We start from the raw sequence: 15,013 nt of genomic DNA, 5'->3' as shown, positions 1-15,013 counted from the left end.
ATGACTGACCAAGCCAATCAGACGTCAGCCGGCACTGTGGGGCGAAGCGGCCCCGGTCGAATGCTCGTCGTGCTTGTTGCCGCGACCATCCTGGGCGTGATGTTTCTGGTCGTGTGGCTGCAGAGTTCGAAGTACGAACCACTCGTCGTCGGCAAGCAGGCGCCGGACTTTCAACTCCCCGACTTGAACGAGAAGCAGTTGCGGCTGTCCGACTACCGGGGCAAGGTGGTCTTCTTGAATTTCTGGGCGACCTGGTGCAAGCCCTGTCGCGAAGAAATGCCCTCCATGGAAGTGCTGTACAAGAACTTTGAAAAAGACGGATTGGTGATCCTTGCCGTCAGCATCGATCGAGTGACGACGAAGAAGGAGATCCCGCCCTTTGTCAAAGGTCTGAATCTCACGTTCCCCGTGCTGGTCGATTCTTGGGGGCAGACGGACAAACGCTACAAGTTAATGGGCGTTCCCGAGACGTACATTATCGATCAGCAAGGTGTGTTGCGTGAAAAAGTGATCGGGCCTCGGGATTGGACGCGTCTGGATAATCTCAAGGTGCTCACGCAACTGTTAAAGCCTGCCGAAAAGGCGGCAGCCGTGCCTGCTGCTCCTCAGCTGGCACCGGCGTCGTAAGTGTGATGATACATCGCTGGTCTGTATTCTCCATGATCGGTGTGGGGTTAGTGATCGGCGGAGCCATCCTTGCCGATGCTCGTGACGCGTCGGCTCCTGCAAGCTTGTCTCCCATTCCGGTGGCCAACCGTGCTCCTCAGGTTGATGAGGAGGCGCCGAATTTTCTGCTCAAGGATTCCCAGGGATTTAATGTCACCCTCGATCAGTTTCGCGGCAAAGTCGTCCTCCTGAACTTTTGGGCGACCTGGTGCGGCCCTTGTAAAATTGAGATGCCGGCGATGGAGCGATTGTATCGATCGTTCAGCCGCAAGGAATTCGAGATCCTGGCCGTGTCAACCGATGCCCAGGGGACGGTGGTCACTCGTCCGTTTCAGCAAGAGGTTGGGTTTACCTTTCCTGTGTTGCACGATGCCGATTTCAGGATCGGCCTGCAGTATGGTGCGCGCCAGTTGCCCATGACGTTTCTCATTGATCGCAAAGGTATCATCCGCAACCGGATACCCGGTGCCCGAGACTGGAGCGCGCCGGCAGGAAAGCGGTTGGTCGAAGCCCTGTTGCAGGAGCCTTCGCATGAGTGACTCGGTGCAGTCGATCTCACTCGTGGCTGCATTTTCTGCAGGCTTGTTGTCGTTCGTGTCCCCCTGCGTGTTGCCTCTCGTGCCATCGTACATTTCCTACATTACCGGGTTGTCCATTGAGCAGTTGACTGACGTGTCGGAACGAAGCCGATTTCGCAAGGCCATCGTCCTCAATTCTCTGCTCTTCATCGCGGGGTTTTCGGCTGTGTTTGTAGCCTTCGGGGCTTCGGCCAGCCTGTTGGGGCAGGCATTGATCACTTACCAGGAGCATCTACGACGATTCGGGGGAATCGTGGTGATCGTATTTGGTCTCTATCTGCTGGGAGTGTTGAATCTCAATTTCCTGAAAATGGAGCATCGGTATCAGTTTCGAAATCGGCCGGCCGGTTTCCTGGGGTCGTTCCTGATCGGGGTTGCATTTGCGGCGGGATGGACCCCTTGTGTGGGCCCTGTGTTGGGAACCATTCTCCTCTATGCCAGTACGACGGAATCGATGTTCAGCGGGATCATCCTGCTCACCTGTTATTCGCTGGGGTTGGCGCTGCCGTTGTTTCTCACTGCGTTGGGCGTCGATCGATTTCTCAGCTACTTTAAGGAAGTGCGCGCCTATCTCTGGGGCGTTTCAACCGTCAGCGGGGTGTTGCTGATCGTCGTGGGCGTGATGATCTATGCCAATTCGCTGACGATGATCACGAGCTTTCTCGAGCGATACGGGATCGGCTGGTATCTCGGGCAGTAGCGCGGATTGCTGGTTTTCCCCGTCTGTCTCTCTCCGAATATTCCCGCCGCATCATGGACGTCTCTTTGGTCAGGCAAGGCTGGCGGGGAAGCGCTCTCAATCGGTAGACCGTACATGGCTGCTGCGCAAGCTCGCACAACCTATGATGTGGTGATCGTCGGGATGGGGCCCGCCGGATCGACCGCCGCGGCGGCTCTGAGCCGTGGCGGGCTGGCCGTGCTCGGCTTGGACAAGGACTCCCACCCCCGTTACAAGGTCTGCGGTGGCGGCCTGTCGGCGCGAATCGAACCGCTGTTGGACCCTGGATTTCGGTCCGTCATCGAGCAGACCATCACGGGTGTGCAGTTCGTTCACCGAGGTCGGGATCCACTGGTCATTCACTCGTCCGAGCCCATCGCCTACATGGTGATGCGGGATCGGTTCGATCACTACCTGGTACAACAGGCGGTTCAAGCGGGAGCCGACATCCGCACCGGTGACGGTGTGGAGCGGCTCACGCAGGATGCGGATGGTGTGGACGTGACCACAGGGCGGGGTCGATTTCGCGCGCAGGTGATCATCGGTGCCGATGGTGCCAATAGCCTCGTGGCGCGGCAATTGTTTCCACACCGTTCTCATTATCGAGCGCCTGCGCTTGAAAGCGAGGTACAGATCGGCGCAGGACACCATTTCCCAGGAGCGACGACGATCCTCGTGGATGTGGGGGCGGCTCGACAGGGGTATGGGTGGATTTTCCCGAAACGGGATTGTCTTTCAATTGGAGTCGGAGAGTTTCGCCGGAAAGCGACCAGCCTGCGGGCGACCTTCGATCGGTTCGTGAAAGAGGAGCCGGGCCTCAGTGGATGGGATGTTCCGCGCCCGGTCGGACATCCGATTCCTGCGTACTTGGAGCTTGAGGGCCGACACCGAGCGGAAGGGGGCTTTCAGTTTGTCAGGGGGCGTGCCGCGCTCATCGGTGATGCCGGGCATTTAGTGGACCCATTGTTCGGGGAAGGCATCTACTACGCGGTCCTGTCCGGGCACATGGTGGCTCGGGCGATCTTGGCAGGCAACCAGCTTCGTGCGGAATCACTGGTTGCCTATGAGACAGCGCTGGAACGCGAGATTCTTCCCGACTTTCGTGCGACCGGCCGTATTGCGCGGGTCGTGTATGCATTTCCACGCCTCGCGTTCAAGCTTCTGCGTCGGTATCAAGAGGTGGTTCAGGCGTATTTCAGAGTGTTGCAGGGGCACACGACCGCCGCACAGTTTCTGCCCGAGGCGAAGCAGCGGTTGAAGGCGTCCGTGAACGACCTTCTGCTTGAAGCCTTACAGATGCGGTGAGTGCGTGGGAAGGGCTGCGCGCTTCAGCACCAGGCGCCGAGCCGGCAGGCCACGAACGGCTGGCGGAGAGAAATGCTCGGCGGAGTTTTCAGGTCAGGAATGGCCGGTGACGTCGGCGCGGCAAGGCCTGCCGCCGGTAACGAGGTGGCAAGTAGAGCCTTCGTTGGCTGATCCTGTGCAGGCTGAGGCTCTGTGCTCGCGGTGATCACCGGGGTCGGCGAGGAGCCCTTCTTCTCCAACTTCGCCAATAATCGCCGGCCACTGTCCGCCACTTCACTATTCGGATATTTTTCGGCGAGAAGCTGGAGTTTTTCTGTAGCCCAGTCATTTGCGCCGAGTTCTTGATACGTCATCGCGAGATAGTAAAGGGCTTCCGGGGCCACTTTCTTGTCTGGGTAGTCCTTCATGATCATGTCAAAGCGATGTGCCGCGGCGAGATAGGATGAACGGCGGTAGTAAAACTGGCCTACGAACAAGTGCGTTTGTGCGAGCCAATCGTGGCAATCCGCTAAGCGCTGGAGGGCCTGGGCTTCATACTTACTGCCGGGGAAATCCTTCCGCAACTTTTCGAAGGCGGTAATCGCTTTCTGTATAGGATCCGGGTCCCGGTCGATCGATTTGCCCATCCGGAGATGGCTCTCCGCCAGACGGTACTGCGCATAGACGGCGAGTGGGTGGGCGCGATGGAGTTCCAGGAAATGCTGGTATTCGACGATGGCCTCGGCAAATTCCTCCTTGTCGAAGAAGGCCTCGCCGCGTTTCATGATGACATTGGGGTCGTAGTTCTTCTCGATGGTATCGCCGAGGAAGATCTGCTCGTCGGTGCCGCTGACGGACTTGGCATCGGCCGTGGGCTTCGGTTTGCTGGAACAGCCGACTGCCAGGCAGAGCACGCCGATCATCACCATCACATGTGCAGACCAACCCCTTGAATGCCAGGGCATTCAGCGACTCCTTACGGCTGAGAACACAAAGGACGAATCAAACGTAACTACACAATTTTTCTAGCAGATCATGGGGGGAAAAGCAACGAATTCTCGGTACGGAGGTTGACCCTCCCCGAGCCGGGACCTATAATCGCGCCGCGCCTCGAGAGGGGCGGCAGGTTGTGGTCGATGAGCTTCGTCGACGATCCCCAAGGACACTTCGTTAGGAACTCCGTGAAGCGCAGCCGCATTGTCGGAACCGGTTCGTTCGTACCTCCTCGGGTTGTCGACAACGAGGAGGTGGGGAGGCCGCTCGGGTTGGACCCCGGGAAGATCCTCGCTCTGACCGGAATCCGGACGAGACATTGGGCGGAGCAAGGTCAGGCCTCCTCAGATTTGGCGGTGGCTGCGGGGCAACGTGCCTGCGAGGCAGCCGGGCTCGCGCCCAAGTCGTTGGATGCCATATTGGTGTCCACCACTTCCCCGGACAGCGCGTTTCCCTCGACGGCCTGTCATGTTCAGCGTGCCCTGGGGGCTGGCCCGCTCATGGCCGTTGATTTGTCGGCGTCCTGCTCGGGTTTTCTGTATGGGCTGTCGATGGCTGATGTGTTGATTCGCAGCGGGCAGATCCGTTCCTGCTTGGTGGTGGCTGCCGAGGTGAAGTCGAGTTCGCTGGATGTGACGGATCGAGAGACGGCCATGTTGTTCGGAGACGGGGCCGGGGCTGTTGTGGTGGTGGGGGAAGAATCAACCCAACCCGACGCGGCTGGAATCCTAGGCCTGCGGCTCTATGCCGAAGGTGCCGGGCACGGACTCATCACCATTCCGGCCGGGGGCTCACGGCATCCGGGGGGAATTGAATCCGTTCGTGCGAAGGAGCATTTTCTGCACATGCGGGGTAGTGCTGTGTTTCGCGCCGCGGTGCGTCACCTCGAACGGGCGGTGATGGATCTGTTCAAGGAATTCGGACTGACGGCCAGAGACGTCACCCGCGTCATTGCGCATCAGGCGAATGCCCGCATTTTGGAGCAGCTTCGCCGCCGCCTCGGGTTATCGCAGGACGTGATGTATTCGGTGATTGAACGGTACGGCAACACCTCCTCGGCTTCTCTCCCGATCGCCTTGGATCAGGCCGTGCGGACGCAGCAGGTGGCCTCGGGTGACCTGGTGCTATTCGGGGCCTTCGGCGGAGGGGTCACCTGGGCCACAGGGCTGGTCCGGTGGTGACCCTGGCGGCGGCTAGGTGGTTCGTACAGGCGGGCACAAGCGAGACACCGTTGCGATCGAGCGGGGCACGCCAGTAACCGCGATGCCTGCACGTGGGCTGAAGAAGCCTTCCGGTGCGCCCGTGTCCGCCGTATCATCGAGTCCTGTTGTGATGCCGAAAGTCTTGTACGTGCCGCGGGAGCAGGTCCGGAAGCCTTGTGCGACGGCCTGGTAGAAAGGGACCTTATGTTTGGGCTCATACCTCGGGAAGAAGCGTTTTTCGATTTGTTTAAGAATGCCGCCCACAACATGATCGAAGGCAGTCGCCTGCTGAAGGACATGACGGAAGACTTCCGGAATCCGGTGGAGAAGGCGAAGCGGATCAAGGATGTCGAACACGTTGGGGACGGCATCACGCACGAAATTGCCCGGAAACTCAACCAGACGTTCATCACCCCGATCGACCGCGAGGACATCCATGATTTAGCGAGCGCGCTGGACGATATTCTGGATGTGGTCGAAGCAATCGCCGATCGATTCGTCTTATACAAGGTGGTCGTGCCCACGGAGGCGGCGATTCGATTGGCCAATGTGCTGTATCAGGCGGCGGTCGAAGTCGGTGCCACGGTCGATTTGCTTGGCAAGTCGCATCAGGCAGTCACGGAATGTAGTGTGCGGGTCAACAGTTTGGAAAATGAAGCCGACCGAATCTCGCGCGATGCCATCTCCGCACTCTTCGAAAAAGAAACGGATCCGATTGCCGTCATTAAATGGAAAGAGATCTACGAAAACTTCGAAGCGGGAACCGATCGCTGTGAAGATGTCGCCAACATTCTGGAGCGCATCGCATTAAAGCACACGTGAGCGCCTTCCACGCCCTCTTCGGTACGTACCTGATCAATATGCAAGGTAGAAAGCGGCAGTCATGGCTGAACTGAGCGGACTCTTGTTGGTGGTTGTGGTCTTGGCCTTGCTCTTCGATTTTTCCAACGGATGGCACGACAGCGCCAATGCCATTGCGACCGTGGTCTCGACCCGTGTCGTGAGTCCCTCGACGGCCGTCCTCGTGGCCGGTGGGCTCAATGTGGCCGGTGCCTTCATGTCGACGGCCGTGGCCAAGATGGTCGGCACAGGTATCGTTGATCCACAGTCGGTGACGCAGACCGTGGTGGCATCGGCGCTGGCCGGCGCCATTGTGTGGAATTTTCTGACCTTGTTGCTAGGCTTGCCGACGAGCTCTTCGCATGCGCTCATCGGCGGATTGGTCGGGGCGGCGTTGACGCATGGCGGCATGGCCGCCGTCAAGTTTTCAGGATTGCGGTCGGTGCTGGAAGCGATGATCCTGTCGCCATTTTTCGGGTTTGCCATTGGGCTGCTGCTGATGGTCATCTTAAGCTGGGTCTTTTTTCGAGTCCAGCGGGCCGTCGCGCTTCGGTTGTTTTCGCGTATGCAGCTGATCTCCGCGAGCTTCATGGCGTTCAGCCATGGGGCGAACGATGCGCAGAAGGCCATGGGGATCATCACGCTGGCGTTGGTGTCGGCCGGAGCGATTCCGACTGCCGAGGTGCCGACCTGGGTCATCGGCTCCTGTGCCGTGGCGATGGGGCTTGGTACGGCAGTGGGGGGATGGCGGATCGTGCGGACCCTCGGCATGCGGATCGTCAAGTTGGAGCCCGTCCATGGGTTTGCAGCAGAGACAGGTGCGGCGATTGTCCTGATGGCAACGGCCCATATTGGCCTTCCGGTCAGTACGACGCACACCATTACGTCGACGGTGATGGGTGTCGGGGCAGTGAAGCGCCTCTCAGCAGTTCGATGGGGCGTGACGAGACGGATCTTATCCGCCTGGCTCTTTACGCTGCCGGGGGCGGCCCTGCTTTCAACTATTTGTTATCTGCTCCTGTCGAAGCTGGCATAGGCAGCTCCTCGGCCACGGGGAGGTGCACGACAAACCGGCTGCCTCTGGGGAGGTTGCCTTCTACCCACACCAGCCCGCTATGGGCCTCCACAATGTGTTTGACAATCGCCAGTCCCAAGCCGGTTCCCCCGAGTTCGCGAGAGCGGGCCTTGTCGACCCGGTAAAATCGCTCGAATACCCGTGGGCGATCCGCCTCGGGAATGCCAATTCCTGAATCGGCCACAACGACCTCGATCATGGCACGTGACGGGCTTGACCGGCCTTGGGCTCGGCGTAGGGTCATCGAAATCCGGCCGTGATCCGGGGTGTACTTCACGGCGTTTTCCAACAAATTGATGAACACCTGCACCAGGCGCTCCTCGTCGCCCTCCACCACCATATAGTCGTCGGGCAGTGTCAGTTCGATGGTGTGCTGCTTTTTGTCGGCCAGCGGTTTGATCACTGCCACTGTGCGTTCCAGCAGGGCGCGCAGTTCAACGGGCTCCCGGCGGAACAAGACCTGTCCTGACTCGATCTGTGACAACTGCAGCAGGTCATCCAGAATCAGATTGAGGCGATTGCTTTGCCGCATAATAATTTCGAGGAAGGCCGTCGCCGTGCCGGGGTCATCCTTGCCACCGTCCAGTAGCGCTTCCACATAGCCCTTGATCGAGGTCAGTGGCGTACGGAGCTCGTGCGACACGTTGGCGACGAAGTCTTTGCGGATTTTTTCCAGCCGACGCAATTCCGTGATGTCGTGAAACACGAAGACCGCACAGGCTTCCTGCTCGCGATTGCCGCCTGCGATCGAGGCCTCCACGCGCAGGCAGCGGCTGCTGGGGGACAGGGTAATTTCCCCTCCCTGCCCGGAGCGGGTTTCAAGCACGGCGGACACGAGTGCGGTCAGCCCCTCGTGACGAATCACTTCGGCATAGTGACGGCCGCGTGACTCCGTCAATTCCAGCGCGAACATGCGCTCCAGTGCTGGATTCACCTGGACGACGGTCCCCCGATAGTCCAGCACCATGACGCCTTCGACCATGGCGATGAGCATGGCCAGCAGTTGCGCGCGATCGTCGGAGACTTCCTTGATCTTTGTCTCCAACTGGTCGGTCATCTGGTTCAGGGTGTGGGCCAACAAGCCCACCTCATCGGTCGAGGCGACCACCAGGCGGATTCCGGGGGCTCCCTCCGCTAGTTGCCGGGCGGCCGCGGCCATTTCCGAGAGAGGTTTGGTGAGGTTTCGGGAGACCCAGAGGCTGAGCATCATGGCCAGAAGAAAGGCCGCGCCGAAGGCCGCCACCAAGTCCTGCTGGATATGTCGCACACGCTCGTCGATTGAGGTCAACGGCAGGCCGAGTCGGATCACCGGAGTGCCGGGCTGTCGTTGCGTGAGGTCGGTCAGCAGGCGGGCCACGTAATAGGTGCGCTCGCCGGTCGTCTGGCTGGCCCTGATATCCATGCCGCGCCCGGAGGCTAGTGCCTGCGCCACTTCAGGGCGGGAGAGGTGATTGTCGACGTGAGCCAGGCCCTCGGCGGGAACGGCGCTATCGGACAACACGGCGCCATCCTGTCGAATGATTGAAATGCGGAGATGGGCCTGTTGGCTCAATTCACGGATGGTGGCATGGAGCTGAGGGGACGGCACGGTTGGGCCGGACTGATCGAACAGCGGCCGGAGTGTCATCGCGGCCAAGCCGCTTCGCGTCTCCAGCATTTCGGCCATGCGCCCGAGTTCGGTCTGTTCGACGGAGCGGATGACCAGCCATCCCGCGACCACGAGGCCGACGAGAACGGCGGCGAGGGTGCCCAGGGCGACTTTCCACCGAATGCCAAGGTTCATGCAGGCTGGTTGGCCTCGCGTAATTTATAGCCGAGTGATTTGATCGACACGATGGCGTCGTCCAGGATCGGAAGTTTCTGTTTCAGCCGCCGTACGTGCACGTCCACCGTGCGGGTCGTTCCGTAATAGTCGTACCCCCAGACGGCGCTGAGCAGCACGTCGCGGGTCAATACCCGTCCCACATTCCGCAACAGGTGCTCCAGCAAGCCGAACTCTTTCGCCGTGAGGGCGACTTCTGCGCCCTTCAGTCGGACTTCGTGTCGGGAAAGATCCACCGTGAGCGGCCCGTATTGGTATTGCGTCTGAGGGCTATTCGCATGGCGGTCCAGGCGCCGGAGCAGGGCTTTCACCCGCGCCACCAATGCCTTGGGGCTGAACGGTTTGGTGACATAGTCGTCGGCCCCCAACTCCAGGCCGATCACCGTGTCGGACTCCTCCGCCTTGGCCGTCAGCATGAGGATGGGCAGGAGTGCCGTTTCCTGATTCAGGCGGATTCGTTTGCACACTTCCAGTCCGTCCAGCTCGGGGAGCATGAGATCTAGAATGACCAAGTCGGGATGTTCGGCTTTCACCTGGCGCAGCCCCTCCGTCCCGGTCATGGCGGAAACCGTCCGGAAACCGTCTTTCTCCAAGTACAGTTTAACGAGCTGGAGAATGTCTTTTTCGTCTTCGACGATCAGAATTTTTCTGTGCGTTGTGGTGGGGGAAGGCATGCGCGGGATTCTCCCACAATCCTGCGGTCGCCTCAACAGGATCTTCCGCGCGCTGGGAGGGCCTGTTGGTTGACGACAGGGGCGGGTCTGACGTAAGGTGACTTCAGTTGTGTGCCGCCCGTTGTGCTAGAGTGCCGAGCGCGCCATCGTGAGTGTGAAGGGGATGCAGCATATGAAGATATATTTGGCCAATCCTCGCGGATTTTGTGCGGGTGTCGACCGCGCGATCGACATTGTCGATCTGTCGCTGAAAAAGTACGGCGCGCCGATTTATGTGCGGCACGAGATCGTGCACAGCCGCCACGTGGTGAACTCGCTCCGGCAGAAGGGCGCCGTGTTTGTGGAGGAGTTGAACGAGGTCCCCGAAGGATCGGTCGTGATTTTCAGCGCCCACGGGGTGGCAAAGTCGGTGTGGGAAGAGGCGCAGAGCCGCCGCCTGCATGTCATTGATGCCACCTGCCCGTTGGTGATCAAGGTCCATAACGAAGTCAATCGCGACTACACGCAAGGGTATGAACTGATTCTGATCGGCCATGCCGGCCACCCGGAAGTCATTGGAACCCTAGGTCAGATTCCGGATAAATTCCACCTGGTTTCTTCAGTGCAGGATGTTGAAACGCTGCAGGTGGAAAAGACGCAGAACCTGTCCTACGTGACCCAGACCACCCTGAGTGTGGATGAATGCCGCGATATCGTCGAGGCGTTGCATCATCGGTTCCCCAACATCAAGGGGCCGCATCAGGAAGACATCTGTTACGCCACGCAAAATCGTCAGAATGCGGTCAAGTCCTTGTCGAAGCTGGTCGACGTGATTCTCGTCATCGGGTCGCCGAACAGTTCGAACTCCAACCGTCTGCGCGAGTTGGGCGAGCACTGCGGCATTCCCTCCTATCTCATCGACGCCGCGTCGGACATCAATCCCGAGTGGTTGAAAGATGCGAAGAGTGTCGGTTTGTCGGCCGGCGCTTCCGCTCCGGAAGTGCTGGTCACGGAAGTGGTGGCCTATCTGAAGCGCCTGGGGTCTTCCGAGGAGGTCGAGGAATTAACCGTCATCGAAGAGGATGTGGAATTCCTCCTGCCTAAGGAGTTGGTCACGATCGAGTCTGCCTCGCGCAAACCGGCGTCGGTGAACTAGTCGGCCGTTCGCCATCCGATTTTCCTACACGCGAAACCGGCCACTCTTCCATATGTTGGGGGAGTGGCTTCTTTATTCCCCCATATCAGGGGCTTTTTCTTTGCATTGATTCCATCGCTGTGATAGAAGGTTTTCGCGTTTATTCCTCACACTGTATCCCATCTCAACCTTCTTGCTCTGGAGGTCGCCGGTGTATCTGAAGACCTTGGAAATGCTCGGCTTCAAGTCATTCGCGGAGGCGAAAATCCAATTTCCGAAAGGCATCACGGCCATCGTGGGCCCGAACGGGAGCGGCAAGAGCAACGTCGTGGATTCCATCCTCTGGGTCTTGGGTGAACAAAGCACCAAAACGCTCCGGAGCGAGAAGATGGAAGACGTCATCTTCAACGGCACGGAACTGCGCAAGCCGTTGGGGTTGGTGGAGGTATCGTTGGTGATCGGCGGTCTCGGCGAGTTGCGCCTGGATGCGATATCCGGTCTGCCGAGTGAGTTGAGTGAATACCAGGAACTCATGATTACGCGACGTCTCTATCGAAACGGTGACAGTGAATATCTCATCAACAAAACGCCGTGCCGGTTGAAGGACATTCGCAATGTGTTGATCGAAACCAGGGCCGGGTCCAAGGGGCATACGGTCATCGAGCAAGGACGGATCGAACAGATTCTGCAGGCCTCGCCGCAGGACCGGCGGGAGTTGATCGAAGAAACAGCCGGCATCGTGCGATACAAAAAGCAAAAAGCCGAAGCGCTCCGTAAATTGGAATCGACGCAACAGAATCTTCTGCGAGTTCGCGATATTGTGGCGGAAGTGAAGAAGCAGCTGAACTCGTTGGAGCGTCAGGCTCGCCAGGCTCGGACCTATCAGACGTTACAGCAGGAAGCCAAGGGGCTGGAGATCGAACTGCTGTCCCGTGACTATCGCACCATGCACGCCGATTTGGAGGCCGTAGATCACGAAGCCCGCGAAGTGGAAACGCTGGAGGCGGAGCAGGTGGCGGAGCAGGCCCGTCTGGATTCGGAGCAGGAGGCCATCCGGCTTCGGATGAACGATGCGGCGGAAGCCATCGCACGCGTGCGGGATACTCTCGCCGGCACCGAACAGCGCCAGTCACAGGCCTTGACGGCCGCGGAGGTCGAGCGCAACCGGACGGAGCTCTTCGAGCGGCAACGGGTTCAGGCTGCGCAGGAAATGCAGCGTTTAGCGGCAGATCAGGAGCAGGCGCAGGCGGAAATTGAAGAACTGCGGGCGACGCTTCTGCAACTGGAAGGGGACATCGTCGCGCAGGAGGCGCAGTTCCAGCAGGCCGACGGCGAGGCCAAGGCCTTGGCCGGCCATCGTGCCGCAGCCGTGGCCGAAGAGGAGCGTGCGCGAAAAGATGTCCTGAACCTGGCCGTTCTTGTGGCCAACACCGAGCAGAGTCTCACGCAGGTGACGGCCCGTCAGCAGGAAACCGCCGCTCGAGCCGAACGTGTCTCGCGCGAACGGGAACAACTGGTGGCCCAGGTGGCCGGACTCGACGAACAACGCGAATTGCTCGCGGCGCAGCGGGAAGAGGCCGCGCAGCGAATCGAGGGCCTCATGGCGGAGCGCCAGGCGGCCATCGAACGCATCGAGGGGTTGGGAGGACAAATCTCCGGATTGGATCGCGATATCGTGCGGCTGTCCGAAGATGTGGCCGGAGTGGAGTCGCGTCTCGGCGCCCTCCAAGGCGTCGTGCGGGAAGAGATGGGATATGGCCGGCAAGGAGAAGAGGAAGGTACGGCGCTGAAGACCATCGACGGCGTGCGGGAGGCGTTGGCCGAGTGGTTGGTGATTCCGCCTGGTTTAGATCGCGCGGTCGAGACGATTCTCGGAGAGCGGGTTCGGGGCTGGTTGGTGGATGAGCCCGTCGCCGCGAGTCGTGCCGTGGAATTCCTGAAAGGCAAAGAACTTGGTCGCGGGGCCTTTATCCCGCAGCAGATTCGATGGGCGCATGAGCCGGCGGCCGGAGATCCCTCGGCAGCCTGGTGGCCGACGCTGAACGGGCAGCCGGGTGTGGTCGGCCGGGCCGTGGATCTGATTCGCGCGCAAGGCTCCGCCTCATCCACCCTGAGTTATCTGTTTGACGGCATCGTGATCGTGGAGTCCGTCGCGGTGGCGCTGGAGCTGTGGAATCTGCACCAGTGGCCGGCTCCTGCCGGGCCCACCTATGTTGCGCTGTCCGGCGAGACGCTCGATGCGGCGGGAGTGATGACCGGCGGCGGCAGCAGCGCGGGTGCCGGGTTGCTCCAGCGACGACGCGAGGTCATGGGGCTTGAGGCGAGACGAACCGAAGCGGCGCAGGCGCTGGAGCTCGCCCGGGTTGCCCGTGAAGAGGCTGCCGCAGCATTGGGCCTGGGGCGCGAAGATGAGCAGCGCTTGGGGCGGGCCATTCGGGAAGCGGAAATGTTGGAGTTGTCGCTCCAGAAAGACGACGCGGGTGTGGAGCGTCAGCGCGGCGAACTGGATCGGCGCATGGAAGTATTGGCCGACGAGCTGCAACGGGGGGTAGCCGAGCAGGCGCGGCTTCAAGAGGAATTCCTGTCGAACCAGTCGCAATTGGGCCAGTGGGCTGCCGAAAAGGCCGGCCAGGAAACCGGTTTGCTGCAGGTGCGGGAAAGGTTGGTGGTGATCGAAGGTCAAAGCCTGGCGATCCAGCAGCGATTGACGGAGGTTCGGCTCTCAGTGGAAAGCATGCGCGGGCAACGAGAGCGCGCCACCAACGATGTCGCACGGTTCACGCAACGACTCGATGCCGCACAGCGCCGCGTGACCGATCTGGAAGAGCAATTGGCCGGGCTGGCGGAGGCGACGGAGAACAGTCGTGAAGAGCAGACCAGGCAGGAAGCGCTCTGTCGCGAGTTGGGCGCCGAAGTGGACGGGATCAAAGCAGAACTGGTTGCTGCGCAGGAGCAGCAGGCTCAGGAGATGAGTGGCTTGCATGCGGTGGAGGAAGCGCTGACCTCGGTCCGACAAGAGTTGTCGGCCTTGCACGAACGCCGTATGACTGCGGAAATACGCAAGGCAGAGGTGAAGGCGCACCTGTCGACGATTGAAAGCACGTTGGCCGGTACGTATCAAATCGACCCAGCCACCCTGCTGATACCGGTGGAAGGGCAGGCGGCATCTGAAGGGGAAGTGCCGGCCGCGCCGGTTTCTCTGCTGGAAACCCCTCAGTTACGGGAACAGATTCAGAAGATTCGGGAACGCTTGGATCGGATGGGCGCGATCAATCTGGCGGCGATCGACGAGCATCGTGAATTGGAAGAGCGGTACCAATTCCTCACGACCCAAGAACAGGATTTGTCGACCTCCATTGCTTCGTTGAAGGAAATCATTCAGCGCATCAATCGGACGACCAAGGACATGTTCGTCGAGACCTTCAACGAGCTGCAGCAAAAATTCCGAGACGTCTTTGCGCAGTTCTTCCCGGGCGGGCGCGCGGAGTTGCAATTAGTCGAAGAGCCGCTGGAAGAAGGGGTGGAGGACAACGGGGCTCGTGAGCCGGGTGTAGAAATTGTGGCGCAACCGCCGGGGAAACGGTTGAAGAGCATCACCATGTTGTCCGGCGGAGAAAAAACGCTGACGGCGATGGCGCTGCTGATTGCCAGCTTCCTCATCCGTCCGACTCCGTTTTGCATCCTGGACGAAATCGACGCGCCCTTGGACGAAGAGAACATCGGACGATTTACGGCCGTGCTGCGCAGCCTGTCGGCGACCGCGCAGTTTCTGGTCATCACACACAACAAGCGAACGATGGCGATGGCGGATTCGCTGTTCGGTGTGACGATGGAAGAGCCCGGTGTCTCAACCTTGATCTCGGTCAAGCTTGGTGATCTTCAGCCGGCGTAGCCGCGCAGTCGAGTGGATCGGTGGGGCTGCCAACATCGGCGTCTGACCCCATAGGTGCCCGTTTTCGTAGGCACTTCCCTTGACTGGCTGAAAACAGTTTGTTATACAGTCCTGCTAATGGTTACAGCTGGTATTATGCGGTTTCATGTGATCTC

General features: G+C 59.8%; 12 protein-coding genes. 9 read left to right on the top strand and 3 right to left on the bottom strand.

The genetic code is table 11. The features are described 5' to 3' along the window. The 4 genes from JNL86_10280 (at window position 1) to JNL86_10265 (ending at window position 3,267) form a co-directional block, all read left to right on the top strand. Window positions 1-627, top strand: a complete 627-nt coding sequence (locus JNL86_10280; protein MBL8043289.1) for a TlpA family protein disulfide reductase — start codon at window positions 1-3, stop codon at window positions 625-627. Window positions 628-659: 32 nt separating this feature from the next. Next, entirely contained in the window at window positions 660-1,205 is a 546-nt protein-coding gene (locus JNL86_10275) for a TlpA family protein disulfide reductase (GenBank protein MBL8043288.1), read from the top strand. After that, on the top strand, window positions 1,198-1,944 hold the full coding sequence (locus JNL86_10270; protein MBL8043287.1) for a sulfite exporter TauE/SafE family protein: 747 nt from the start codon (window positions 1,198-1,200) through the stop codon (window positions 1,942-1,944). Before JNL86_10275 ends, JNL86_10270 begins: the two co-directional genes overlap by 8 nt. Window positions 1,945-2,058: 114 nt before the next feature. After that, window positions 2,059-3,267: an NAD(P)/FAD-dependent oxidoreductase gene (locus tag JNL86_10265; protein ID MBL8043286.1), complete on the top strand. Its 1,209-nt coding sequence runs from the start codon at window positions 2,059-2,061 to the stop codon at window positions 3,265-3,267. 23 nt (window positions 3,268-3,290) lie between these two features. Here the strand turns inward: JNL86_10265 and bamD are convergent, their stop codons facing one another. Next, entirely contained in the window at window positions 3,291-4,211 is a 921-nt protein-coding gene (bamD, locus tag JNL86_10260; GenBank protein MBL8043285.1) for an outer membrane protein assembly factor BamD, read from the bottom strand. 216 nt (window positions 4,212-4,427) lie between these two features. Here bamD and JNL86_10255 point away from each other — a divergent pair, with 216 nt between their 5' ends. From JNL86_10255 to JNL86_10245, 3 genes are all read left to right on the top strand, one after another. After that, window positions 4,428-5,420, top strand: coding sequence for a ketoacyl-ACP synthase III (locus JNL86_10255; GenBank protein MBL8043284.1), 993 nt, complete (start codon window positions 4,428-4,430; stop codon window positions 5,418-5,420). Window positions 5,421-5,645: 225 nt separating this feature from the next. Continuing rightward, the gene (locus JNL86_10250) at window positions 5,646-6,263 is read left to right on the top strand and encodes a DUF47 domain-containing protein (protein ID MBL8043283.1); all 618 of its coding nucleotides are present in this window, start codon (window positions 5,646-5,648) and stop codon (window positions 6,261-6,263) included. A gap of 61 nt (window positions 6,264-6,324) precedes the next feature. Continuing rightward, a complete protein-coding gene (locus JNL86_10245; protein ID MBL8043282.1) occupies window positions 6,325-7,317 on the top strand; it encodes an inorganic phosphate transporter in 993 nt (330 codons plus the stop codon). Here JNL86_10245 and JNL86_10240 read toward each other — a convergent pair. After that, window positions 7,283-9,139: a HAMP domain-containing protein gene (locus tag JNL86_10240; protein ID MBL8043281.1), complete on the bottom strand. Its 1,857-nt coding sequence runs from the start codon at window positions 9,137-9,139 to the stop codon at window positions 7,283-7,285. The genes JNL86_10245 and JNL86_10240 overlap by 35 nt on opposite strands. Then, window positions 9,136-9,852 (bottom strand): response regulator transcription factor, encoded by a 717-nt coding sequence (locus JNL86_10235; GenBank protein MBL8043280.1) that lies wholly within the window; start codon window positions 9,850-9,852, stop codon window positions 9,136-9,138. Before JNL86_10235 ends, JNL86_10240 begins: the two co-directional genes overlap by 4 nt. A 172-nt stretch (window positions 9,853-10,024) precedes the next feature. Between JNL86_10235 and ispH the strand changes: the two genes are divergently transcribed. Continuing rightward, complete coding sequence (gene ispH / locus JNL86_10230) at window positions 10,025-10,987, top strand: 4-hydroxy-3-methylbut-2-enyl diphosphate reductase (GenBank protein ID MBL8043279.1); 963 nt, start codon at window positions 10,025-10,027, stop codon at window positions 10,985-10,987. Between the two features lie 190 nt (window positions 10,988-11,177). After that, window positions 11,178-14,858 (top strand): chromosome segregation protein SMC, encoded by a 3,681-nt coding sequence (gene smc, locus JNL86_10225; protein ID MBL8043278.1) that lies wholly within the window; start codon window positions 11,178-11,180, stop codon window positions 14,856-14,858. Window positions 14,859-15,013: the final 155 nt, after the last annotated feature.

The organism is Nitrospira sp., assembly GCA_016788885.1.
In the GTDB taxonomy this organism is placed as follows: Bacteria; Nitrospirota; Nitrospiria; order Nitrospirales; family Nitrospiraceae; genus Nitrospira_A.
The sequence above is the reverse complement of the archived record's forward strand: the minus strand, read 5'-3'. Positions and strand labels throughout refer to the sequence as shown.

Coding starts and splice junctions, on each gene's coding strand:
- JNL86_10270 (MBL8043287.1), top strand. CDS start 1,198: ATGAGTGACTCGGTGCAGTCGATCTCACTCGTGGCTGCATTTTCTGCA.
- JNL86_10240 (MBL8043281.1), bottom strand. CDS start 9,139: ATGAACCTTGGCATTCGGTGGAAAGTCGCCCTGGGCACCCTCGCCGCC.
- JNL86_10250 (MBL8043283.1), top strand. CDS start 5,646: ATGTTTGGGCTCATACCTCGGGAAGAAGCGTTTTTCGATTTGTTTAAG.
- JNL86_10245 (MBL8043282.1), top strand. CDS start 6,325: ATGGCTGAACTGAGCGGACTCTTGTTGGTGGTTGTGGTCTTGGCCTTG.
- JNL86_10280 (MBL8043289.1), top strand. CDS start 1: ATGACTGACCAAGCCAATCAGACGTCAGCCGGCACTGTGGGGCGAAGC.
- JNL86_10275 (MBL8043288.1), top strand. CDS start 660: ATGATCGGTGTGGGGTTAGTGATCGGCGGAGCCATCCTTGCCGATGCT.
- JNL86_10235 (MBL8043280.1), bottom strand. CDS start 9,852: ATGCCTTCCCCCACCACAACGCACAGAAAAATTCTGATCGTCGAAGAC.
- ispH (MBL8043279.1), top strand. CDS start 10,025: ATGAAGATATATTTGGCCAATCCTCGCGGATTTTGTGCGGGTGTCGAC.
- bamD (MBL8043285.1), bottom strand. CDS start 4,211: ATGCCCTGGCATTCAAGGGGTTGGTCTGCACATGTGATGGTGATGATC.
- JNL86_10265 (MBL8043286.1), top strand. CDS start 2,059: ATGGCTGCTGCGCAAGCTCGCACAACCTATGATGTGGTGATCGTCGGG.